The sequence below is a fragment of the Shewanella sp. AC34-MNA-CIBAN-0136 genome (assembly GCF_040309945.1).
Taxonomy (GTDB): domain Bacteria; phylum Pseudomonadota; class Gammaproteobacteria; order Enterobacterales; family Shewanellaceae; genus Shewanella.
The window spans coordinates 324178-344474 of record NZ_JBEOPJ010000002.1 but is presented as its reverse complement, the minus strand read 5'-3'; the positions used below and the strand labels follow the sequence as shown (position 1 = coordinate 344474).

24 protein-coding genes are annotated in these 20297 nt (G+C 42.0%); 10 read left to right on the top strand and 14 right to left on the bottom strand.

Annotated elements, in window-relative coordinates:
- The 9 genes from AAEY94_RS03200 to rraA form a co-directional block, all read right to left on the bottom strand.
- On the bottom strand, positions 1 to 537 hold the full coding sequence (locus AAEY94_RS03200) for a hypothetical protein (protein ID WP_101086257.1): 537 nt from the start codon (positions 535 to 537) through the stop codon (positions 1 to 3).
- A gap of 45 nt (positions 538 to 582) precedes the next feature.
- Positions 583 to 1329 (bottom strand): twin-arginine translocase subunit TatC, encoded by a 747-nt coding sequence (tatC, locus tag AAEY94_RS03195; protein ID WP_101086256.1) that lies wholly within the window; start codon positions 1327 to 1329, stop codon positions 583 to 585.
- 3 nt (positions 1330 to 1332) lie between these two features.
- The gene (gene tatB, locus AAEY94_RS03190) at positions 1333 to 1746 is read right to left on the bottom strand and encodes a Sec-independent protein translocase protein TatB (RefSeq protein ID WP_101086255.1); all 414 of its coding nucleotides are present in this window, start codon (positions 1744 to 1746) and stop codon (positions 1333 to 1335) included.
- Positions 1747 to 1752: 6 nt separating this feature from the next.
- Entirely contained in the window at positions 1753 to 1992 is a 240-nt protein-coding gene (tatA, locus tag AAEY94_RS03185; protein WP_101086254.1) for a Sec-independent protein translocase subunit TatA, read from the bottom strand.
- A gap of 110 nt (positions 1993 to 2102) precedes the next feature.
- On the bottom strand, positions 2103 to 3752 hold the full coding sequence (gene ubiB, locus AAEY94_RS03180; RefSeq protein WP_101086253.1) for a ubiquinone biosynthesis regulatory protein kinase UbiB: 1650 nt from the start codon (positions 3750 to 3752) through the stop codon (positions 2103 to 2105).
- Positions 3749 to 4369 carry a ubiquinone biosynthesis accessory factor UbiJ gene (locus tag AAEY94_RS03175; protein ID WP_101086252.1) on the bottom strand — a complete coding sequence of 207 codons (621 nt, stop codon included), beginning with the start codon at positions 4367 to 4369 and terminating at the stop codon, positions 3749 to 3751. Before AAEY94_RS03175 ends, ubiB begins: the two co-directional genes overlap by 4 nt.
- Entirely contained in the window at positions 4369 to 5124 is a 756-nt protein-coding gene (ubiE, locus tag AAEY94_RS03170; RefSeq protein WP_011635964.1) for a bifunctional demethylmenaquinone methyltransferase/2-methoxy-6-polyprenyl-1,4-benzoquinol methylase UbiE, read from the bottom strand. The genes AAEY94_RS03175 and ubiE overlap by 1 nt, the downstream gene beginning before the upstream one ends.
- Before the next feature lie 255 nt (positions 5125 to 5379).
- Complete coding sequence (locus AAEY94_RS03165; protein ID WP_502959379.1) at positions 5380 to 6414, bottom strand: formimidoylglutamase; 1035 nt, start codon at positions 6412 to 6414, stop codon at positions 5380 to 5382.
- A 93-nt stretch (positions 6415 to 6507) separates the two neighbouring features.
- Positions 6508 to 6993 carry a ribonuclease E activity regulator RraA gene (gene rraA / locus AAEY94_RS03160; RefSeq protein WP_101086250.1) on the bottom strand — a complete coding sequence of 162 codons (486 nt, stop codon included), beginning with the start codon at positions 6991 to 6993 and terminating at the stop codon, positions 6508 to 6510.
- Between the two features lie 386 nt (positions 6994 to 7379).
- On the opposite strand from rraA, the gene AAEY94_RS03155 reads away from it, so the two are divergent.
- The 3 genes from AAEY94_RS03155 to AAEY94_RS03145 all read left to right on the top strand — a co-directional run bounded on the left by AAEY94_RS03155 (position 7380) and on the right by AAEY94_RS03145 (position 9884).
- The gene (locus AAEY94_RS03155) at positions 7380 to 7628 is read left to right on the top strand and encodes a YgjV family protein (RefSeq protein ID WP_101086249.1); all 249 of its coding nucleotides are present in this window, start codon (positions 7380 to 7382) and stop codon (positions 7626 to 7628) included.
- 536 nt (positions 7629 to 8164) lie between these two features.
- Positions 8165 to 8677, top strand: coding sequence for a phosphatase PAP2 family protein (locus AAEY94_RS03150; protein ID WP_101086248.1), 513 nt, complete (start codon positions 8165 to 8167; stop codon positions 8675 to 8677).
- Positions 8678 to 8834: 157 nt separating this feature from the next.
- Positions 8835 to 9884: an MJ1255/VC2487 family glycosyltransferase gene (locus AAEY94_RS03145; protein ID WP_101086247.1), complete on the top strand. Its 1050-nt coding sequence runs from the start codon at positions 8835 to 8837 to the stop codon at positions 9882 to 9884.
- Positions 9885 to 9956: 72 nt separating this feature from the next.
- On the opposite strand, the gene rsd is transcribed toward AAEY94_RS03145, so the two are convergent.
- A complete protein-coding gene (gene rsd, locus AAEY94_RS03140) occupies positions 9957 to 10424 on the bottom strand; it encodes a sigma D regulator (RefSeq protein ID WP_101086246.1) in 468 nt (155 codons plus the stop codon).
- Positions 10425 to 10880: 456 nt separating this feature from the next.
- Here rsd and hemE point away from each other — a divergent pair, with 456 nt between their 5' ends.
- From hemE to AAEY94_RS03115, 5 genes are all read left to right on the top strand, one after another.
- The gene (gene hemE, locus AAEY94_RS03135) at positions 10881 to 11945 is read left to right on the top strand and encodes a uroporphyrinogen decarboxylase (RefSeq protein ID WP_101086245.1); all 1065 of its coding nucleotides are present in this window, start codon (positions 10881 to 10883) and stop codon (positions 11943 to 11945) included.
- A 265-nt stretch (positions 11946 to 12210) separates the two neighbouring features.
- On the top strand, positions 12211 to 13212 hold the full coding sequence (locus AAEY94_RS03130; protein WP_335692962.1) for a flagellar export protein FliJ: 1002 nt from the start codon (positions 12211 to 12213) through the stop codon (positions 13210 to 13212).
- A gap of 6 nt (positions 13213 to 13218) precedes the next feature.
- Positions 13219 to 13566, top strand: coding sequence for a hypothetical protein (locus AAEY94_RS03125; RefSeq protein WP_182741795.1), 348 nt, complete (start codon positions 13219 to 13221; stop codon positions 13564 to 13566).
- A gap of 43 nt (positions 13567 to 13609) precedes the next feature.
- Positions 13610 to 13855, top strand: a complete 246-nt coding sequence (locus AAEY94_RS03120) for a hypothetical protein (protein ID WP_335692961.1) — start codon at positions 13610 to 13612, stop codon at positions 13853 to 13855.
- A 3-nt stretch (positions 13856 to 13858) separates the two neighbouring features.
- A complete protein-coding gene (locus AAEY94_RS03115) occupies positions 13859 to 14116 on the top strand; it encodes a hypothetical protein (protein WP_350977181.1) in 258 nt (85 codons plus the stop codon).
- A gap of 320 nt (positions 14117 to 14436) precedes the next feature.
- Here the strand turns inward: AAEY94_RS03115 and AAEY94_RS03110 are convergent, their stop codons facing one another.
- The 4 genes from AAEY94_RS03110 to AAEY94_RS03095 form a co-directional block, all read right to left on the bottom strand.
- Positions 14437 to 15894, bottom strand: a complete 1458-nt coding sequence (locus AAEY94_RS03110; protein ID WP_350977178.1) for a sensor histidine kinase — start codon at positions 15892 to 15894, stop codon at positions 14437 to 14439.
- On the bottom strand, positions 15894 to 16628 hold the full coding sequence (locus AAEY94_RS03105; RefSeq protein WP_182743521.1) for a response regulator transcription factor: 735 nt from the start codon (positions 16626 to 16628) through the stop codon (positions 15894 to 15896). The genes AAEY94_RS03110 and AAEY94_RS03105 overlap by 1 nt, the downstream gene beginning before the upstream one ends.
- A gap of 110 nt (positions 16629 to 16738) precedes the next feature.
- Positions 16739 to 17458: a spondin domain-containing protein gene (locus tag AAEY94_RS03100; RefSeq protein ID WP_350977173.1), complete on the bottom strand. Its 720-nt coding sequence runs from the start codon at positions 17456 to 17458 to the stop codon at positions 16739 to 16741.
- 11 nt (positions 17459 to 17469) lie between these two features.
- Positions 17470 to 18171: a spondin domain-containing protein gene (locus AAEY94_RS03095; protein ID WP_162022225.1), complete on the bottom strand. Its 702-nt coding sequence runs from the start codon at positions 18169 to 18171 to the stop codon at positions 17470 to 17472.
- 182 nt (positions 18172 to 18353) lie between these two features.
- Here AAEY94_RS03095 and AAEY94_RS03090 point away from each other — a divergent pair, with 182 nt between their 5' ends.
- Together AAEY94_RS03090 and AAEY94_RS03085 are read left to right on the top strand one after the other, a co-directional pair.
- On the top strand, positions 18354 to 18905 hold the full coding sequence (locus tag AAEY94_RS03090) for a GNAT family N-acetyltransferase (protein WP_350977170.1): 552 nt from the start codon (positions 18354 to 18356) through the stop codon (positions 18903 to 18905).
- A gap of 39 nt (positions 18906 to 18944) precedes the next feature.
- Positions 18945 to 20285 carry an NAD(P)/FAD-dependent oxidoreductase gene (locus AAEY94_RS03085; RefSeq protein WP_350977167.1) on the top strand — a complete coding sequence of 447 codons (1341 nt, stop codon included), beginning with the start codon at positions 18945 to 18947 and terminating at the stop codon, positions 20283 to 20285.
- Positions 20286 to 20297: the final 12 nt, after the last annotated feature.

The following is a 20297-nucleotide window of genomic DNA, read 5'->3' as shown; positions in this document are numbered from 1 at the left end:
TTACTTTAATCGTCTAACTCGGGTAGTAGCATTGCGATCATCGCTACCCAATAAAAATGAATTCAATGCACCTGTTTCAATAAAGATGCGTTGACCTTTTTTGATTTTATAATACTTTGAGCTACTTTGCTTCCAGACTTGACCATTGCTGAGTGTTATCACAAATGCGCCTAACGCATCTTTCTTAACACTAATGACTTCAGAGTAAATCTTATCGACTTCATCTTCTATGACTTTCTTTTGTAAACCAAAATCATCAACGCTGAGTACTTGAGGACTTGTTGCAACCAAAGGTAACACAACGTTTGGTGTAGCGGGTGGCCTTGGAGCCTCTGATGGGGCAATCTTAGTTGTATTTGCCGTCGTCATTATGTGAGCACTGGGTTTAGCATTAGCCGCTAATTCGTCATAACAAGTTAATCGCACAGTTTTGTCCGTTTTAGCTGCACATATAGACAGTTGCTGGCCAAGATTGGTATTGGCATATGCATTAGCCGAGATCAATACGATCCCGACGGCAATTAAACTTAAACGCATTGATTCTTCCTTATTATTTTAGTCTGTAGAGCCTTTCTTTATCGCTTAATTTTCAGCTTCTTCGTTCTCTGGCTCATCTTCTTTTTTGCTGTAGAAACGCGCGGCGATTAGTCCACCTTCAAACAATAACAGCATTGGTACGGCTAGCATAGTCTGCGAGATAATATCGGGAGGCGTGAGTACCATGCCAACAACAAAAGCTCCTACTACAATATAAGGACGTTTTTGGCGTAACTCATCGGGTGTTGTAACACCAGCCCAGCAAAGCAAAACGACTGCTACAGGTATTTCAAAAGCTAAACCAAAGGCAAAAAATAATTTTAGAATAAAACTCAAATAACTGCTGATATCAGTAGCAACTTGCACGCCTTCTGGAACGACACTGGTGAAAAACCCAAATACAACTGGGAAAACAATATAGTAGGCAAAGGCTATTCCAAGATAAAACAACAGGGTGCTGCTGGCTAACAAGGGAACAACTAAGCGTTTTTCATGTTTGTATAACCCAGGTGCTACAAAAGACCATACTTGATAAAGCACATAGGGAATGGCGATGAAGAATGCTAATACTAGTGTTAATTTAAAGGGTGCAAAAAAAGGCGCGGCTACGTCGGTTGCAATCATACTGCCCGTTTCTGGAAGCGAGCGCATTAAAGGCAAAGCTATGTAGTGATAAATATCGTTAGCCCAATACACAATAGTAATGAATACCAATAACACACTGCCAATGGCTTTAAGCAATTTGTTACGTAATTCAAGCAAATGGCTAATAAGCGGTTGCTGTTGCGACATGGATTATCCGTTTGATTTAGGGTTTGAACTGTTTTCGCTAGTCACTTCAGATGACTTAGCTTCTTTGACTGAAGGAGACTCGTCAGCTGATTTTTTTGGCTCGACAGGTGATGTGTCTTCAACCTTATAAGGACGATTCACTGATTCAGCGGCTTTTTTCAGCTGATCAATCGACTCTTGTAACTCTGGCGACAAATTGGCTAAACCTTTGCTTTCAGCTTTTTTTAAATCAGCATGTAACTGATCAATTTTAAGCTCTTGCTCAAGTTCATCTTTGACAGAGTTAGCCATGCGCTTAAGCGCACGGATCCAACCTGTTAACGAACGTACTGCAACCGGTAGTCTTTCGGGGCCTAGTACCACTAGCCCCAAAATACCGATCAGCAGCAGCTCCATAAAGCCGATACCGTCAAACATAATAAATTACGCCTGTTTATCTTTAGATTCTGTTTCAGGTTGCTTTTCTGCAGCCTGTTGCGAAGTCGCTGCCGTTTGGTCTTTGTCTTCTAGTGATTTACTTTCATCTTCTGGAGTCATGGCGTTTTTAAAGCCTTTTACTGCTCCACCTAAATCACCGCCCAAAGAACGCAATTTTTTAGTCCCAAATAATAGAATGACAATTAACGCTACGATTAGAAGCTGCCAAATACTGATGCCGCCCATGAAGATTTTCCTCTTTAAAGTAAAAATGGTTTTTGTAAAAAAGTTATTTCAAAATCCATAATAACACCCAATTCTTTAAGTATTATGAACCTCTAATAAATTAGTGCTAGCTAAAACTTACGATTCTTTGGCCTAGATCGCCATCCTATTGCCCAAATCAATATGCCTGCACCTATACAGGTATATGCAGGCCATAGTGTAGCTATTTGAGTAAATAAAATTGTGCCACAGATCAATAATACAGCCGAAGTGATAAGTAGATAATTACTCTTGTGAGATTTCTGTTGGTAGCGCAAGTACTTATCTAACATTTGCTGTTGAGTGCCGAGTAATTTACGGCCTAGTTTTAAATTGTCGTAAATCAATTCAGGAAACTCAGGGAGTTTATCGGCCCAAAATGGCGCATTTGATTTTACTTTATTGAACATGGCTTTAGGGCCAACTTGTTCTGACATCCAATTTTCTAGGAAGGGTTTGGCGGTTTGCCATAAATCTAATTGTGGATATAACTGACGGCCTAAACCTTCAATATACAGTAAGGTTTTTTCGAGTAACACCAATTGTGGCTGCACCACAATATCAAAATGACGCGCAGTTCTAAACAGCTCTAACAGAACATGACCGAATGAAATTTCATCCAATGGTTTATTAAACATGGGTTCGCAAACTACTTTTACAGCTTGTTCAAACGCAATAATATCTGTGTGTTCAGATACCCAACCTGACTCAATATACAGCTGGGCAATACGGTGATAATCGCGATTAAAAAAGGCTAAAAAGTTTTCTGCTAGGTAACGTTTATCCACTTCGGTTAATGTGCCCATAATGCCGCAGTCTAGGCCGATATAAAATGGGTCGTCTGGATGTTCACGACTGATAAAAATGTTGCCTGGATGCATATCTGCGTGGAAAAAATTGTCGCGAAACACTTGGGTGAAAAACAATTCTACACCGCGTTCAGCAAGCAGTTTAAAGTTGGTACCTTGAGCTCGTAACGCTTCGGTGTCAGAGACTGGAATACCGTAAATGCGTTCCATGACCATAAGGCGTTGATAACTGTGTTCTTCGTAAACAAAAGGCACATACAGCGAATTAGAATCCAGAAAATTATTGCGCAGTTTGATGGCGTTAAGCGCTTCTAGCTTTAAGTTTAGCTCGCCTAAAATGGTGGTGCGGTAATCTTCAATCACTTCTGCTGGGCGTAAACGATTACCGTCACCTAATAAGGTTTCGAGTAAGTTAGCCGTTTGAGTCATTAACTGTAAGTCAGCTAATATCTGCTGCTCAACATTAGGTCGCAGCACTTTAAGCACCACGGCTTTACCGTTAGATTTTAAGGTAGCGGTGTGTACTTGCGATATGGATGCAGAGGCAAGTGGTGTATCGTTAAAATCATCAAAATAGGTTGCGATAGGAGCACCAAGCTCAGCTTCAATGGCTTCTCGTGCTAAAGCAGAATCAAACGGTGGCACTCTGTCTTGCAACATGGCCAACTGATACGCCCATTCGTCGTCAAGTAAATCACGGCGAGTCGACAGCATTTGTCCTAATTTGATGTATACCGGCCCTAAATCTTGCATCGCTAATTTTAAGCGCTCTGCAGGCGATTTAGTTTTATGCTTATTACGGATCCAAAATAAGCTGTTGCGCACAATGGCGAAATACCAGGGCTTTTTGTGTTTAGGTATTAAGTCATCTAAGCCAAAATGCAGAATGGTTTTAATGACATGGTAACCACGCCTGATACTTGCAGTTGTCATTGCGTTATTTGATCTCTTAATTGGGCTATCTTGGCTTCGATACGTTCGGTTTGACTCACCAGTTCGTCCAGATTATCACGAAAATGTAGCCATTCGATTTTATGCGGCGCTAGGCGATATTCTTCAGTGGTTAACTGGCTGATGTGTGAGCGAGTTTTTTGTAAGACCAGCTTGATATCATGGTTAAATTGTTTTGCTGTAGCAACGAGTTTATGCGTCGGAGCATCACCAATATAACGTGATAATGGTTCGGCAAAATCAACATGAATATTCTGTAAATAATGGCTTAACGATTGCAGTAATTGAATATCGCCTTCCAAACTGAGTTTATCTTGTTTGATAAGCTCAGTTAAATTAGCGCCTTCAGTCAGCTGATATAATGTTGATACATCAGCACGTACGGTTACTGCTACATCACCTTCGTAATGGCTGAGTACTTGAATTTGTTTGGCAAACACCAAATAAATGGGCCAATTTAACTGACTCAGCTGGATACAAAATACTTTGCCGTGCAATGACTTTTGGCGAGCATAGTCACTTTTAGCCTGTGCTGGCAGTTGGTTAAAAGCGGTTTCAATGGCAGCACAAGTTAACAAAGCAAAGTGATTAGGGGTCATTAGAACTTATAACCTCTATGTAATGCGACAACGCCGTCTGTCATGTTGGTGTAGTCGACTTGTTCAAAACCTGCATCTACCATCATTTGTTTAAGCGTTTCTTGATCAGGATGCATCCGAATTGATTCGGCAAGGTATTCGTAGCTGTCAGCATCTTTAGTGATTAATGCGCCCATTTTAGGTAACACCTTAAAGCTATACATGTCGTAAACTTTACGCATTAATTCATGTTTAGGTGTTGAAAACTCAAGCACGAGTAGTTTTCCACCAGGCTTTAATACTCGTTGCATTGAACGTAACGCCGCATCTTTATCGGTAACATTACGTAAACCAAACGCGATAGTGATGATATCAAAATGGTTATCAGGAAACGGCAGTGCTTCAGCGTTAGCTTGAACATAGCTGACGTTATTGACGATACCTTTGTCACGTAATTTAGTGCGACCGACCTTGAGCATGGAATCATTAATGTCAGCAAGAACGACTTGACCTCTATCGCCGACTAAATGTGAAAACTTAGCCGTGAGATCGCCAGTACCACCGGCTAAATCAAGCACTTTCATCCCCGGTCTTGCAGCAGCGACTTCAATGGTGTGGCGCTTCCAAAAGCGGTGAACTCCAAAAGACATCACGTCATTCATAATGTCGTATTTTGCCGCGACGGAATGAAACACGTCAGCGACTAAGTCTGCTTTTTTATCGGCTTCGACAGTTTTATATCCAAAATGAGTGTTTTTCGGTTCGCCTTCAGACATCGGTATATTCCTATAATGTGCGATAATTAATAGCGAGTGTATGCCATTGCGAATGATTGCTGAAATGCTGTGGTGCGAGAGTGTGACAACAATCAATTAGTTGTCTTACCTTGCACCTAATATACATTTCACTTCAACTTGAACGCAGCAATGAGCTTCGCGTCGATTAGCCCCAATAAAAAGCAGCAGTTAAGGCTAAAAAATTGCCTGCATTAGAGCATAAAATTAGCCTTTAATGAATAGCCGTAGCTGATTCTAATTCAGACCGGTTAATCGACCCTGAAGATAAGCATAAATTAACTCACTGAGACCTTGACCTGCATCGCGGTAACCCGCTTCTAAACCCGCGTGATGACATGCTGGGGCAGTTTCTGCAAAATGAGCGTAATGGCATGGACAATGCTTAGCAATATAATGCACATAATGGCAGGCATCGAGTATCGATATACCGGCAAAAGTCGCTGCACTGCTGGGCATATTGGCAATCGCATCGACATCGAGCTCTAATGCTACAGGCAGTTGGGTTTGATTTAATGCTTTAGCGATTTGTTTTAATGCGGTTTCTAGTGACAGTTCACGCCGGATCCAAATTTGTTGCAAACTGTTCCATGTAGCGCCAAACAGGCTCAGTTGTTCTAGGGTTTCTTCACTATTTTTTAATTCATGCAAGCCGAGAATATGATAATGGTCGAGTGCGCCATTGGCGGCGGCATAACTAAATCCATTACCGCTGTGGCGACCTTCTCGTGGTCTAAAATCACTGTGTGGATCGAGGTTGACGGCTGCGACAGGTAGGCCTGTAGTGGCTTTTGTTGCCATTAATAAACCATAAGCATTATTGTGGCCGCCGCCGATAACGATGGGTTCTAATCCTGCTTGCATGATTTCACTTACTGCAGCAATGACGATGTCATCCAATTGTGCGGTTGCTTGGCGTAATTGTTCAACGGTAGCGGTTGTGGATACTGATGTATCAAGACTGATTTGGCCTAAAATGGCACATTCGTTACCATTAAGAAATCGATTGGACTGTAAATTAATTAACTGTTTCATGCTAGCGATAAAGGCATCATCAGCGCCGCCTCGCCCGAGGTTAGCTCGTGGTCCCACATCTTCTGCGATGGCAATAATGGCAAACTGGGCGCCACTGAATTTAGCCTGTTGTGCATTTTGCGCTAATGACAGTTCAGCCGATGCCAGATAAACCTGTTGGCCTATTTTGGTTTCATTAGGGCGTAAACTTAATAATGCATCGCAATGCTGCTGAGTAAATGCGCTAAACATGGTGATTCTCCGAATTACAGCCACAAAAAAACCAGCATAGCTGGTTTTTAAAGGAATTGTCTGCCAGCTTTTTACAAAGCTAAATTGGCTATGACGGGGTTATTCAATATCTAATGGTTCTGGAGACAGAATAACGCCCGTGTTATCAGCATAGATATGATCACCCGGTAAGAAGGTCACGCCACCAAAATTAACTGGAATTTCGATTTCGCCCACACCGTTACTTTCAGCACCGACAGGAATCGAAGCAAGCGCTTGGATACCAATATCAAGTTCTTCAAGAGCGTCAACGTCACGTACTGAACCGTAAATGAGAATACCTTCCCAATTATTGGCTACAGCAATTTCAGCAATTCTAGCATCTAGTAGGGCACGTCTTAACGATCCGCCACCATCGACTAATAATACTTTACCTTCACCGTCTTCTTCTAAAGCTTCAGCAATCAGGCCATTATCTTCAAAACACTTAATTGTACTGATTGAGCCACCGAAGGAGCTGCAACCACCGTAGTTACTGAACATTGGTTCGACGACATCGACTACATCTATATACATGTCGCAGAGTTCTGAGGTGTTGTATTCCATATTTCACTCCTGTTGGACAGCAAAGGTAAATTGCTGGGTAAAGCAAAGTTAAATGAATTATATGAGCTTTTTATGAAAATAAAAGCCTTATCAATCACTGGATTGTTATAAATCAACTTATGGTGTGACTTATGCGCAGATGACGCATTGGCCTAAATAGAGAACAGGGATCAAATTTGTAAGTAATTTTCTTTCAAATTGAACCAATTAGTCGATATATGTTGATTTAGGTCATCCTAATACGTTTTTTAATTACATTTTTGCTCTACAGTTTGTTAGCATATTGCTAGATTTATTAATGTTAGTTTACAAAATAATACTAGCTTTAGGGGCACGGAACCCCCGTTACGCATACGGAAGGCAGAGAGCCTGAAACAGAGGTTCTTATGGAAAATATCAATATTATTGAAGTATTAGGCTATGCCGCATCCGTTATGGTTGCCATTTCACTAATGATGAAAGACATCGTTTTACTAAGATGGTTAAACTTTATTGGCTGTTCTTTTTTTGTCGCCTACGGATATGCAATCGAAGCATGGCCAGTAGCGGGCATGAATGCCTTTGTTGCATGCATTAACATTTTTCACTTAATTAAGATTTATCGTAATAAAGGTGCACAGCCACAAACTGCATAATTGCACGAGTCATATTAAGTTATCGTGTTAGTGAATGACGATAACACGGTCGCGATTAATAACCCCTCAAGCCAAACTTGAGGGGTTATTGCTTTAAATCGCTTTGATTTAAATCAATAAATGGCTATCAAACCGCTCTGTATTCCCCTGTCTGCGTTTTAATGGCCCACAATAAGCTCTCTATTGACGAGTCAATACATCTTGTGAGTAACATCAATGGCAAGCACATAGTACCGATTTTAAATAAAACCGTTGTTATCGATTTATCCCATCTCTTATTCTCAGTTGAAGTGACCTCGCGGGTAAACATCAGCCGTTAAGCTTCTTTATGGTTATTCGCTAATTTATGCTTATTCTCGAATTTATGGTTATTTCTAACGTGAAACTCAACTCTGGGCTGTGTCATAAAACTTTAGGCTAACTGTCACCTCGTGTTCATTACCTCTGTCTATTATCTAAACTGTTAACAAATACATAACTTTAGTCGGATCAATATTAGCTAAATGATATTGCCGACGTTTGACATGGAGTCAGGCATGAAGAGTATCAGCCAGTTAGATAAATATTGGTTTTATTGGATAGCGCAATTTAGTCGAGATAACGGCCTAAGTCAGGCTGCTAAACGTGTATCTGCAACCGGTGATGGCCACTATTATGCTTATTTATCTGTTGCGCTATTGTTTTTTCATCCTAATGGCCAGCACTTTTTTAATTTAGTGTTGGGGAGTTTCTTGGTTGAGTTTCCGTTGTATTTACTGCTGAAAAATAGCATTCGACGTCATCGTCCTTGCCATGCGTTAGCTGGGTTTGAGTCTGGTTTTGAACCGTCGGATAAATTTAGCTTACCTTCAGGGCACACTGCTGGTGCCTTTGTGTTTGCTAGCGTGGTAAATCTGGTGTTTCCTGCCTTAGCACCGATTGCGTTTGCTTGGGCTTGTTTTGTTGGCTCATCGCGTATCGCTCTGGGAGTTCATTATCCTGTGGATATTATGGCTGGCGCTGGGTTGGGGATCGGCTCGGTATTTCTGGTCGATCAACTGATGCTGTAAAGCTTATGTTAAGAACGCTCATGAAGTAATCGCTCATGCCGTCACAGTACATGTGGTAAAGGTTCGCGTAGCCACTCTTCATGTAGTAACTGTTTATGTAGAAAGAAGTACAGCGTTTTAATCTTGATCATTAAGCCGTTGAGGGATGTAAGGCAATATGAAAATCTTGTACGGAGTTCAAGGCACAGGGAATGGCCATATCAGCCGCGCACGCGTAATGTCTACTGCGCTTAAGCAACATAATATCGATGTCGATTTTCTTTTTTCAGGCCGAACACCACAGCACTACTTTGATATGCAATGCTTTGGCGATTATCAGACCCGTAATGGTATGACTTTCGTAACCGAAAATGGTCGTGTTAATTGTGTTAAAACCGCCAAATACAATTTAACCACTCCCATTTTATCTGAAATTAAGCAGCTCGATTTAACGGGTTATGATTTAGTTTTAAACGATTTTGAACCTGTGAGTGCTTGGGCGGCCAAACAACAAAATGTGCCGTCAATCGCCATTAGTCATCAAGCAGCATTACAGTATCCAGTCCCTAAACAAGGTAACAGCTGGTTTAATGAATTTCTGCTCAACCATTTTGCACCCGTTGACATCGCTTTAGGTTGTCATTGGCATCATTTTGGCTTTCCTATTTTACCTCCATTTGTGGAGGTGTGGCCCAATGGTGGTGATCATAGCCACCAAATTTTAGTCTATTTACCCTTTGAAGAGCCTGATCGTATAGCTGCCTTTTTAGCCCCATTTGATCAATATCACTTTTCTGTTTACCACAGCACTAAACCATTGAAACCATTAGCAGAGCATATTCATTGGCATGGTTTTAATCGTGAAGGCTTTAAACAACACATGGCTCAATGTGGTGGGGTGATTGGCAATGCTGGCTTTGAGTTGGCCAGTGAGGCGATGACGTTAGGTAAAAAGTTATTGGTGAAACCGTTACAGGGTCAGTTTGAGCAATCTGCTAACGTTGCGGCGTTAGAATTACTTGCTGCGGCAGAAAGTATGCAAACTTTAGATCCTGCTGTGCTTAAGCGTTGGTTAAAAAGCCCGTCACCTAAACCTATTGCGTATCCACAGGTAGGCGATGCATTAGTGGAGTGGTTAAAAATGGGCGATTGGCATCAGCCGCAAGATTTATGTCAACATTTGTGGTCACAAGTTGAGTTGCCTGAAAACTGGCATAAACGGCAATAATGTTTGCTGCAATCAAGTTAACCGTATTAAAAAGTGCGTCAATTCATCGCACTTTTTAATGGGCTGGCTCAATTAAGGAAGGCGTTGATATAGCAATTCTAGCAGCTCATCTTCTAATTCGAAACGCGACTCCATCGCTTGTGCTAAATGTGATAAATCGTTGTCGAGTTGATACAGCACTTGTTCGTCAGATGCGTCGGTATATTTATCATTAAAATCCAATGCCGTGTCAGTACTTTCGCTAATCAGCGGTAATAAGGCGTTGGCTGTTTCGATACTCGTTTCACCAAACTTCTCGCAAGCTTTAATAACGTTGTTGTAAACCTCAAAGTGACCTTCTGAGACATAATCAACTAATTGGGCACAAAATTGTTTCACTTGATCCATGCTCGGAAGTGATTTTTCGCTACGAGAATAGGGTGCTAATCCGGCAACGATAAAATATTGGATTAATAATTTGCGGCGATGATTAAGCCATTGATCGATTAAATTATGAGAACCGCCCCAGCGTTTTTCTGCTTTTTCTAGTTTTGTTAGCATGTCTTCTCTCTAATTGGCAGCCATTCTGTTACAACTAATGTATTGGACAAAGTGTATTGCGATCAACTGTTTTATTTTTATTTGCTTATCGACGAGCTTGCTTTGGGGATGAAAAGGACAGGAGTCTTGGAGCGGGATAATAAAAAACCCCGTGATGGCATGCCATCACGGGGTAACGAAGTTTTCAAAGGCTCGATTTGTCGGGCTTCTTGATTGTTCTTGCTAGCGCACACTTTTTATACCAAACCACTTAACGCGACGCAACTTTTAATCCAATAAATTGCGATTTACACATCAGTATTGTGTGTTTTGTGAGCATAGTGGCGGTTGTGTTAATAAAATCGACCATAGATTTAGGAATAGCTCACATAAATTCTGCATGAGTGGTTACATTAATCGCGTAAGTGCTAAACTAACGCCCAGCAAAAATCATAACAGTCTAGGAACAAAGTCCACATGGCAGAATTAAAGAATGATCGTTATTTACGTGCGTTGCTAAAGCAGCCTGTTGATGTCACTCCAGTATGGATGATGCGTCAAGCAGGACGTTATTTACCTGAGTATAAAGAAGTTCGTGCTCAAGCGGGTGACTTTATGTCTTTATGCCGTAATGCCGAATTGGCTTGCGAAGTCACTTTACAGCCGTTACGTCGTTATGACTTAGATGCTGCGATTTTATTCTCAGATATCCTGACCGTGCCAGACGCAATGGGCTTAGGTTTGTATTTTGAAGCAGGTGAAGGTCCGCGTTTTGAACGTCCAACGGATACTATCGATGCAATCAAAAAATTATGTATTCCAGATCCAGAAGATGAATTGGGTTATGTAATGCGTGCAGTGAGTACCATTCGTCGCGAACTGAATGGCTCTGTGCCGTTAATTGGTTTTTCGGGTTCTCCTTGGACTTTGGCCACTTATATGGTTGAAGGCGGCTCAAGCAAAACCTTCGAAAAAATCAAGCGTATGGCGTATGCAGAACCTGCTGCATTACACATGTTATTAGATAAGTTAGCAGACTCAGTAGTGTTATATCTTAACGCTCAGGTGGCTAACGGTGCACAATCGTTAATGATATTTGACTCGTGGGGCGGTGCGTTATCACACCACGCTTACCGTGAGTTTTCATTACGTTATATGCAAAAAATTGTTGATGGCTTAACTCGTTTTGCTGATGGCCGTAAAGTGCCAGTTACCTTGTTCACTAAGGGCGGCGGATTATGGTTAGAGTCTATGGCTGAAACAGGCTGTGATGCATTAGGTTTAGATTGGACTGTTGATATTGGTGATGCTCGTCGTCGCGTAGGTCATAAAGTGGCTTTACAAGGCAACATGGACCCATCAATGTTGTATGCTACGCCAGAGCGTATTCATCAAGAAGTTGATCAAATTCTAGCAAGTTATGGTGAAGGTACTGGCCATGTATTTAACTTAGGCCATGGTATTCACCAACATGTTGATCCTGAGCATGCTGGTGCATTTATCAATTCTGTGCATGAGTTGTCAGGTAAATACCACAAGTAGTTAGTGATATTGACTAACAAAAGCGAATCTTCGGATTCGCTTTTTTGTTGCCAAAATTTAAAGTTGTTTGATGTTTTTCCAACACAGCCATTTTAAATACACATATTATTTTTGAGTAGGCTCTGCTTTTATCATAGTCATTTATGACTATAGAACGAAAAGGTTAAACATAATAAAATTATCCGTAATTACATTTGAGTTATAGCTTTTGATTTAAACATAAAGTTTAAATCAAATGTACGCTTAATAAATCAAGGAAGATATTATGCCAATTGAAATTTGTATTTGCCCTAAAGGGCGGATAACGGGTCTTACTCCCAATACACCACCATCAATCTTAGAAGCAACTTTTCAGGCACCAGGTGTTCCACAAGTTAACTTCATAGATAGTTTTAAAGTTGCATATGCTCAAGATAATTTATTGAATAACGAATTAGGTAAATTTAAAACTAAACCGTTACATCAAAGACAAGCCATTGCGCAGGTTAATGAAGCTGTCGGGCCTGATATGCTATTAGCATTATCTGATTTCTATGATCAACAGCTAGACAGTTTACCAAAAGATTTTTTTGCAGAACAGAATAAAGCAATGATGGGAGCATCCATCGGTGCTATGGGTCATCATTTATCACAATTACAAAGCGTAATAAAAGAATACCAAATGGCGCTTGAAAAAGTGCGTAATGCTTACCGTTCAAAAATGCCAAAGTTAGAAGTCCTTAAGTTTGAACAAACGGCGCGGCAGTTACATAGTCGGTTAAACTCACAGTTTCACAATGAAATTTCAAAACGACTAGCTAGCTCAAGAGCTCGTAAGGCGAGTATTTGGAACAATGCTGATCGTGGTCTTAATCAGGCTAAAAGTGCTAGAACGACTAAACCAATCCAAATTTCGACTGCGAGCGAGTTAAGGGCGTTAAATAAATTTGCTGGTGCGGCTAAATTGGGAGGTAATGGTTTACTACTGCTGGATGTCCACTCTAGAGCCACAGGTGTAAGAGATACCTTCGAGAGTGGCGGTAATTGGGAAAAGCAGGCTTTGCAAGAGACGGTTGGTTTTTCTATGGGATTTGCTGCAGGAACTGCTACAACAACTGGTGTTTATGGCGTTGCGGTAGGAATTGCATTAGCGTTTACGCCCGCAGGATGGGCTGTGGTTATTGGTGTTGGAGTGGGAGCATCTGCTGGATTTTTAGCTGGTTATTTAGCTGACCAGTTTGGGAAAGGTATAACAGGATCTGTTTATGAGTTAAGCAGTGGCTGGTGATTTTAAATGTTTGAGTATAAAGATCTATTTGTAATTATCAGTGTTTTAGTAATGATAAACTTTGGTGTATCACTACTAATATTTGCACAATTGACTGTTCATCCTTTAGAGAAAAAAATTAAGAGTTCAGGAGGAGAATTACCCAAATGGGACAGTATGGGAATTCGTATCTCGAGTTATGCCTTTTCTTTGATATATAGTATTAAAGAAACATCTGCACAAATGGTGGATGAAAATTCGGTACGAAAATTTGCAACTAAAAATGATCGTATCAGAGCTATTTATACTATAACTTCTCTTGTTATTTTTTTATTATTTGCAATATTCTATTCGCTTTTTTTTGACGAAAACTAAAAACTAAACAGGTAGAAATTTATATGCTTACTGCAATGGTTAGTTGCTCCGCTTAAGCACTTGTTCAACTCAGATTGGTTTTTTCTGGAGGTTTCGCGCTGGAACTGTCGCAGCAGGTAGTGCTTATAGCATTGGAGTTGGTATTGCGCTGGCATTTACACCAGTTGGATGGGCTGTTGTGATTGGAGTTGGTGCAGCCGCCTCTGTTAGTTTTCTTATTGGATTGGGTTTCGATAAAGCAGGTAAAAAAATTACGGGTAAACTTTATGATGCAAGCAGTAATTGGTAATTTATGATGGAAAATTATGAAAGTATATTTTGGTTGTGTTGCAGTATTCCGTTAGTCAATTTCTTTATAGCTTATTTGGTTTTTGCGCAAATGACCGTACACCCTATAGAGAAGAAAATTAAGGCTTCAGGTGGAAGCATACCGCAATGGGATAATATGGGGATGAGAATTCCGAGTTATGCTGTAGCAATGCTCTTACCGGTTAAAGTAAAGGCTGCACAAGCTATAGATGAAGATTCTGTTCAGAAGTTTACTTCCTAAAGTGATAAAAAAAAAGCTATATATTTTATGTGCTCGTTTGTCATTATATTAATACCAGTGATGGTTGGGTACTTTGTATTTGGTCCCAATTAGAGCCTGAGAAATTCATTAATTATAAGTATCTTTATAACGCTCAAATTTTGTGTATCACTACTTTCCATACACAGAAAATGTGGTGATCCATGGATTGGACTTTTGAGCTATAGGGCAATATATAGTTGCATTTTGGAAATATTATCCCATATTCACTTGTACTGTAGACTCTTATTCGCCACCGTCTATCATGGTCATTAAGATGTTAAATCACAACAAATTCAGCTCTAACCCTGCGTTACAAGCTCTATCTTAAATTCGCTGCCTACGCCTGGTTGGCTGTCGATTTCAATTCTGCATTTTAATAAGCCTAATAATTGCCTGACAATGGCGAGTCCGACGCCGAGTTGTGGCAGACTTTGATTCGCTTCAAACGTCAATGTCGTCATCGACAATTGTTTAAGGGCATCAACTTCATGCTTGTGCATGCCTGCACCTGTGTCACGCACGGTTAACCATTGTTGACCATTGTGTTGTGCGTTGATGATTTGAATCTTGCCACCGGCGGGGGTGTAGCGCAGGGCGTTATCGACCAAGTTGTTCAGTATGCGGCGCATTAGTGCGGGGTCGGTATAGATTTGGCTGGCATGATTGATGTCGAAATCTAATTGAACCCCGAGCTTTTTTGCTCGAGGAGTAAAGGTTTGTTCAATATCGCTAAGCAGTTCGCTTAGGTTTACTTGTTGCAGTTGCGCATCGATTTGGCCATTTTCTAGGGCGGCCAATTCTAATAACTGTGCCAGTAGCTGCTGTAAGGTTTGGCCTGAGTTTGCAGCATATTGGATTAGCGCCTCATCCCGTTCGTGCTCGGGTAATATCAACCAAGTATCGATATAACCTAACAATGCGGTAAGTGGGGTTTTTAAGTCATGTGATAAATGCAGTAAAAAGTCGTGTTTGGCCTGTTGTTGGCGTTTCACTTGCTGTTGCTGCAATTGGATTTCTTGCAATAAATGATTGATATGATGGCTGAGCTGGCTTATTTCTAAGCTGCCACGATAGCGCTGGGGGAGCATCAGTTTGTCTGACATCGGCGTGTTTTTAAGTTCGGTTAAGTCTTGAGCGAGCTTTTGGATTGGGCGGGTAAAATAGCGCAATAAAATCACGAATAGCACTAAAGCAAAAATGATCCAAAATCCGATTGTAGCGCCCCAGATTTTAGGTTGATTTTCGGCGTTAATCAGTGCCTGCCAGCTGTCGTAATCTTCACCGCCAATGATGACATATAAATAACCGCTATGAAGCCCATCTTTGGTGATGAGTTTACTGGCAGAAAAAATCTTGTGGGTATCTTCGCTACGCGGATCTGTGCCAAGCACTGGGAGGTTGTCGCCATTTAGAAACTGCTGAATGATTGTGGTATCGACTCGATGAGTTTTAATTTTTTCTTCTTTGGCGTCATAAGCAATCACTTTGCCATCTGGATCTAAGGTGTAAATTTCAAAGCTTGGCCCTAACAGCATAAAGTCGTGAAAGGCTTCTTTAAGCGCGGCGTCTGACGTGATCCCTTGCGATAACAAAGGGTTGATATGTGCCATGTGTTCAGCAAGTTGTAGGTGCAGTGATTGCTGAATTTGATTACGGCTGAATTCATGGTTAAGTTGCAACCATTGCCATAACGCCACAAACAGTAATAACACGATGATTGTGGATGCTAAAAACAACCGATTAAATAAGCGATTCATTAGTTGGTTTGCACCTCTGGTGGTGAAAATTTGTAGCCTACGCCCCACACTGTTTTGACAAGATCATGTTCAGGTGAGCACAAAGAAAGCTTGTTACGTAAACGGTTGATGTGACTGTTTACTGTGTGCTCATAGCCGTCGTAGTTATAGCCCCATACTGCTTCTAACAGTTGCATGCGGCTAAAGACTTGTTGCGGGTGTTTGGCTAAAAATAGCAGTAAATCAAATTCACGGGCGGTGAGGGTTAACGCTTTATTAAACGCGGTAACTTCACGCGTACTGGAGTTAATGGTTACGCTGTTAAATTCAATTTGTTGGGTTTGTTCATGTTGGGCTTTGCCGCGTCTTAATAGTGCTTTTACTCGTGCGCGCAGCTCTAATACGCTAAAGGGTTTGACGAGGTAATCATCTGCCCCTGCTTCAAGGCCTAGTACCACATCTGCTTCTGAATCTTTGGCGGTTAATAGCATCAACGGGACTTCCTTACCGTCTTGGCGTAGTTGCTCACACAATATAATGCCATCACCATCGGGGAGCATGCGGTCCATTAATATGAGGTCGAGCTTTTTATGCTCGATTATGTGCATGGCTTGCTTCAAGGTGGTGGCGTGGTCGACGCTGTAGTTGAGTGCTTTGAGGTTAAGTATGATTAACTTAGCCAAGTCTTGTTCGTCTTCTACTAACAAAATATGTTGCGGACAAACATGGCCATTATGTTTCGCGTTTCCATTCATGGTGACTTCCTCAAAGCAAATCCAGTAATTGCATTAATACTTAGACCCGCTTTGAGGAGAATAAATTTCAATCGGGTTGAAATTCATTCAGTCGACACGACCGATTAAGATTATTCAGTACGCATAATAGTGACAGCTAACACCGGGTTATCAAAACGGTGCGACGCACCCAATACTGAATCGGCTAAGCCGTCGTACATTGAAATAACACCAGGATGAATATGCACAAAGTCGACATCATCACGGCTAGCGTTAAAACCTTCGCCGCCATCAGCAGGTCCTGGCATAGTACCTTTGGCTTCGCTGTTGGCTTCAGTGCCAGCATCATAAGCCATAAACTTCATCGCGGTTGTTGCATCTACTTCCATGCCGGCAATGGTGTAACTGTTAATACCGGTAAAGGCATCGTTAGTGTTAACCAACATGGTGGCCAAACTAATGCTCGCTACGTCGGCTTCATCTAAGGTCAAGGTCAATGTTTCTGACATACCAGGCATTAATAAGCCTGTGCCGTTAACGCTGCTATTGATCACGCTGAGTGCTGCTATGTCGGCAGTATCACCACCTTCAGCCATTTTCTCGAGTGCTTCGCTTGCCATTTCACCGGCGTTCCATAACATGGCATCACTAGCATGAGAGGCTAAGATAACGGGCGACATTGGTTGGTTAGCCGTCAAGTTAGTCACGGTTACCGTGAAGGTTTGCATCACTGGAGCTGGTGGGGTAACAACAACGGTATCGTCATCGTCATCACCACAGGCAGTAAGCAGTGTTGCAGCAGCCAGCATGGCGATTAAGCTGGGCTTAAGTTTAAAGTCAGTGCGTTTCATGGGCTACCTCCTTATTTTACTGTCACCACAACTTTGGCTACAGGGTTCAACCAGCGATGTACGCGACTGTCTAAGTCACTCATACCACCAGCAGGGTCCATGTCACCTAAAACACCAGGGTGAGTATGTACATTGCTGTTGTCAGAATTGTCCATCACGCCTGTGCCATTGGCTCCACCGTCACCACCAGGTGCTGCCGGAATACCCGGTACGCCAGACATGCCGCCGCCATTAATGATTTCATCATTGGCTTCTGTGCCTGCATCATATGCATTGACGTACATAGTATACGTGCCTGCTTCGGTAGGGATTTCCCAAGCGTCTAAGCCCATAAAGGCATCATTAGTGGGTAACACCATCGCTACGATAGATAAATGGGTGTTGTCGCCAGTATCAAGCATTACTCCACTTACATTGGCACCCGCAGCAAGCAAACCCATTGCCGGATTTGCTGATGTTACGCCTGCATTACCGGTTACAGCTGTATCTAAGTCGGCAATGTCACCGCCTTCAGCCATTTTTTGTAACGCTGCAGAAGCTTCGGTACCGACTTGAAACAGGTGGCTGTCAGCGTCGTGGGCTGCGATCAAAATAGGGGTGAAGTGATTTCCGTGAGTTAAGTTTGTCACGCTAACTTCAATATCAGCAGCGAAAGTTGGAAGGCTGAATAATCCAGCAGCCATAAGACTTGCAGTCACTAGTGTACGTTTCATAACCGAGCTCCTTTGTTTAATTGCAACCAGTATGAACAATGGATCTCACCTACTTATCGCCAAATTATCACAAAAGATTAACATCGTTAACTTACCGATAATGACGTGTGATATGGTGTGCTAAAACCAACAATAAGAGCTCACCTCAAGTTGAATTAAGGTGTGAAGAAAATAGGTTAATAATGATTAGACAACTGACTCCCGCTGACTTTGATGCAGTGATAACCCTAGGTGAAATAGTCCACGGCAGTGGTTATATGGACATTGAAGAACTGACAGCGATTTATCACAAAGGGATTAAAAATGGCATTAATGCCAATTTTGTCGCGCTTGAAAATGAACAACTTATTGGCTTTCGGTTAACGTATGCCGCGGGACAATGGCAGCAAGATCAATGGTGCACGGTTGATCAGTGGGGCGTTGATTTTAACGATGTGTGTTATTTCAAATCAAACACTATTGCTGAATCTGGCCGAGGACAAGGGCTTGGTGGCAAGTTATTAGCGGCCTCCAAGGCTGCAGTAATGGCACAAGGGGCTAAGGCGGGGGTAAGTCATTTATGGCAGCAAAGCCCTAATAATGCTGCAGTGCGGTATTTTACTAAGGCAGGTGGTAAGTTAATTAAACAGCATCCGCAGCGCTGGCATCAACGTTATATGGGTGATGATTATATCTGTGTATTATGCGGTGAAGATTGTCATTGCGTAGCCTGTGAAATGCTACTGCTATTTTAATGTCTACTGTCTAAATCAATAATAAAAAAGAAGACTAATATGTACGATCCGCTGATTAACTCGCACCCTAATAATCAAACGTTTGCTCCTAGCTATTGGGCAAGCACTCAAGTCTTACCCGCACCAACCGCAGCATTGTCTGGCTGCCAACAAACCGATGTGGCTATTGTGGGGGGGGGCTACACAGGCTTATTAACAGCGTATTATTTGGCAACCGAATTCAATATTGAGTGCCATGTGCTTGAGGCCAACCAAGTCGGTTTTGGTGCCAGTGCCCGTAATGCCGGTTTTGTATTAAAAGGCTCGGGTCGATTAGGTTATGCCGCCATGACCAAGCGTTGGGACTTAGCCACCACCAAAGGTATTTTTGACGAATTCACCCAAGCGGTGGCTAGAGTCGATGGGTTAATCAAACAACATAATATCGCCTGTGAACCTCAAGAAGCGGGCTACTTAAAGGTGGCCCATAATCCCAAAGCATTGGTCTCGCTGCAAAATGCCGCTAATTATATTCAACAACATTTAGCCGACAGCCAAGGCTCAGGTGCCGAGTTTATTTCAAGCCAAGATTTTAGAGCCCAGTATTTAGATCATCATCAAGCCTATGGTGCGCTGCGTTTAAAAGACGGTTTCGGCCTTAATCCGCTTAAATTATTATTGGGTTATAAGGACATGGTACAAAACCAAGGCGTGACTATTTCTGAGCAATCTTGCGTATTAGAGTGGATTGAAGAGGGCGGTAAACATCGTTTAATTACCGATAAAGGTGAGCTGATTGCCAATAAAGTCATTATGGCGGGCAATGCTTATACGCCTAAACGGTTTAACCCGCGCATGGACGATAAGTTTTTGCCGATATTAAGCAATGTGATTGTCACCGAGCCGCTTACCGCTCAAGAGCTTGCACAGGCAGGTTTGCATACTCATCAAGTGACCATGGACACCCGTATTTTAAAATACTATTACCGTTTATTACCCGACAACCGTTTATTGTTTGGTGGCCGCGGCGCGGTGTGGGGCAAAGATGCTGCAAACCCTGTTTACGGTGAGCGTTTAAAAATGGCGCTCAATAAGTGCTTTCCAAGCTTAACCAGTAAAGCGATTGCTTATAATTGGACCGGGTGGATTGCTGCTGCCATGGATGACATGCCCCATGTGTACAGTAAAGGTGGCGTGGGTTACAGCTTAGGATATTGCGGTGCTGGAGTGTCTTTTAGTAGCCAAGCTGCGTATCGCTTAGCACAAAGTATTGCCGGTGAAACCTTACCCAATTTGCCTTTGTATCAGCAACCCTTGCCTAAATTCCCCTTCACCCAAGCAAGACGGCTTGGGCAATGGGGTTATTATCATTATGGTTGGTTAAAAGACCGTTTTGGTTAACCGCCCATTTCT

What these genes read in the sequence shown, in the direction of transcription:
- tatA (WP_101086254.1), bottom strand. Translation starts at nt 1,992, where the DNA reads ATGGGCGGCATCAGTATTTGGCAGCTTCTAATCGTAGCGTTAATTGTC.
- ubiE (WP_011635964.1), bottom strand. Translation starts at nt 5,124, where the DNA reads ATGTCTGAAGGCGAACCGAAAAACACTCATTTTGGATATAAAACTGTC.
- ubiB (WP_101086253.1), bottom strand. Translation starts at nt 3,752, where the DNA reads ATGACAACTGCAAGTATCAGGCGTGGTTACCATGTCATTAAAACCATT.
- tatB (WP_101086255.1), bottom strand. Translation starts at nt 1,746, where the DNA reads ATGTTTGACGGTATCGGCTTTATGGAGCTGCTGCTGATCGGTATTTTG.
- AAEY94_RS03130 (WP_335692962.1), top strand. Translation starts at nt 12,211, where the DNA reads ATGCCAATTGAAATTTGTATTTGCCCTAAAGGGCGGATAACGGGTCTT.
- AAEY94_RS03110 (WP_350977178.1), bottom strand. Translation starts at nt 15,894, where the DNA reads ATGAATCGCTTATTTAATCGGTTGTTTTTAGCATCCACAATCATCGTG.
- AAEY94_RS03125 (WP_182741795.1), top strand. Translation starts at nt 13,219, where the DNA reads ATGTTTGAGTATAAAGATCTATTTGTAATTATCAGTGTTTTAGTAATG.
- AAEY94_RS03175 (WP_101086252.1), bottom strand. Translation starts at nt 4,369, where the DNA reads ATGACCCCTAATCACTTTGCTTTGTTAACTTGTGCTGCCATTGAAACC.
- AAEY94_RS03105 (WP_182743521.1), bottom strand. Translation starts at nt 16,628, where the DNA reads ATGAATGGAAACGCGAAACATAATGGCCATGTTTGTCCGCAACATATT.
- AAEY94_RS03145 (WP_101086247.1), top strand. Translation starts at nt 8,835, where the DNA reads ATGAAAATCTTGTACGGAGTTCAAGGCACAGGGAATGGCCATATCAGC.
- rraA (WP_101086250.1), bottom strand. Translation starts at nt 6,993, where the DNA reads ATGGAATACAACACCTCAGAACTCTGCGACATGTATATAGATGTAGTC.
- AAEY94_RS03085 (WP_350977167.1), top strand. Translation starts at nt 18,945, where the DNA reads ATGTACGATCCGCTGATTAACTCGCACCCTAATAATCAAACGTTTGCT.
- hemE (WP_101086245.1), top strand. Translation starts at nt 10,881, where the DNA reads ATGGCAGAATTAAAGAATGATCGTTATTTACGTGCGTTGCTAAAGCAG.
- AAEY94_RS03155 (WP_101086249.1), top strand. Translation starts at nt 7,380, where the DNA reads ATGGAAAATATCAATATTATTGAAGTATTAGGCTATGCCGCATCCGTT.
- AAEY94_RS03200 (WP_101086257.1), bottom strand. Translation starts at nt 537, where the DNA reads ATGCGTTTAAGTTTAATTGCCGTCGGGATCGTATTGATCTCGGCTAAT.
- AAEY94_RS03150 (WP_101086248.1), top strand. Translation starts at nt 8,165, where the DNA reads ATGAAGAGTATCAGCCAGTTAGATAAATATTGGTTTTATTGGATAGCG.
- AAEY94_RS03115 (WP_350977181.1), top strand. Translation starts at nt 13,859, where the DNA reads ATGATGGAAAATTATGAAAGTATATTTTGGTTGTGTTGCAGTATTCCG.
- AAEY94_RS03100 (WP_350977173.1), bottom strand. Translation starts at nt 17,458, where the DNA reads ATGAAACGCACTGACTTTAAACTTAAGCCCAGCTTAATCGCCATGCTG.
- AAEY94_RS03095 (WP_162022225.1), bottom strand. Translation starts at nt 18,171, where the DNA reads ATGAAACGTACACTAGTGACTGCAAGTCTTATGGCTGCTGGATTATTC.
- AAEY94_RS03090 (WP_350977170.1), top strand. Translation starts at nt 18,354, where the DNA reads ATGATTAGACAACTGACTCCCGCTGACTTTGATGCAGTGATAACCCTA.
- tatC (WP_101086256.1), bottom strand. Translation starts at nt 1,329, where the DNA reads ATGTCGCAACAGCAACCGCTTATTAGCCATTTGCTTGAATTACGTAAC.
- rsd (WP_101086246.1), bottom strand. Translation starts at nt 10,424, where the DNA reads ATGCTAACAAAACTAGAAAAAGCAGAAAAACGCTGGGGCGGTTCTCAT.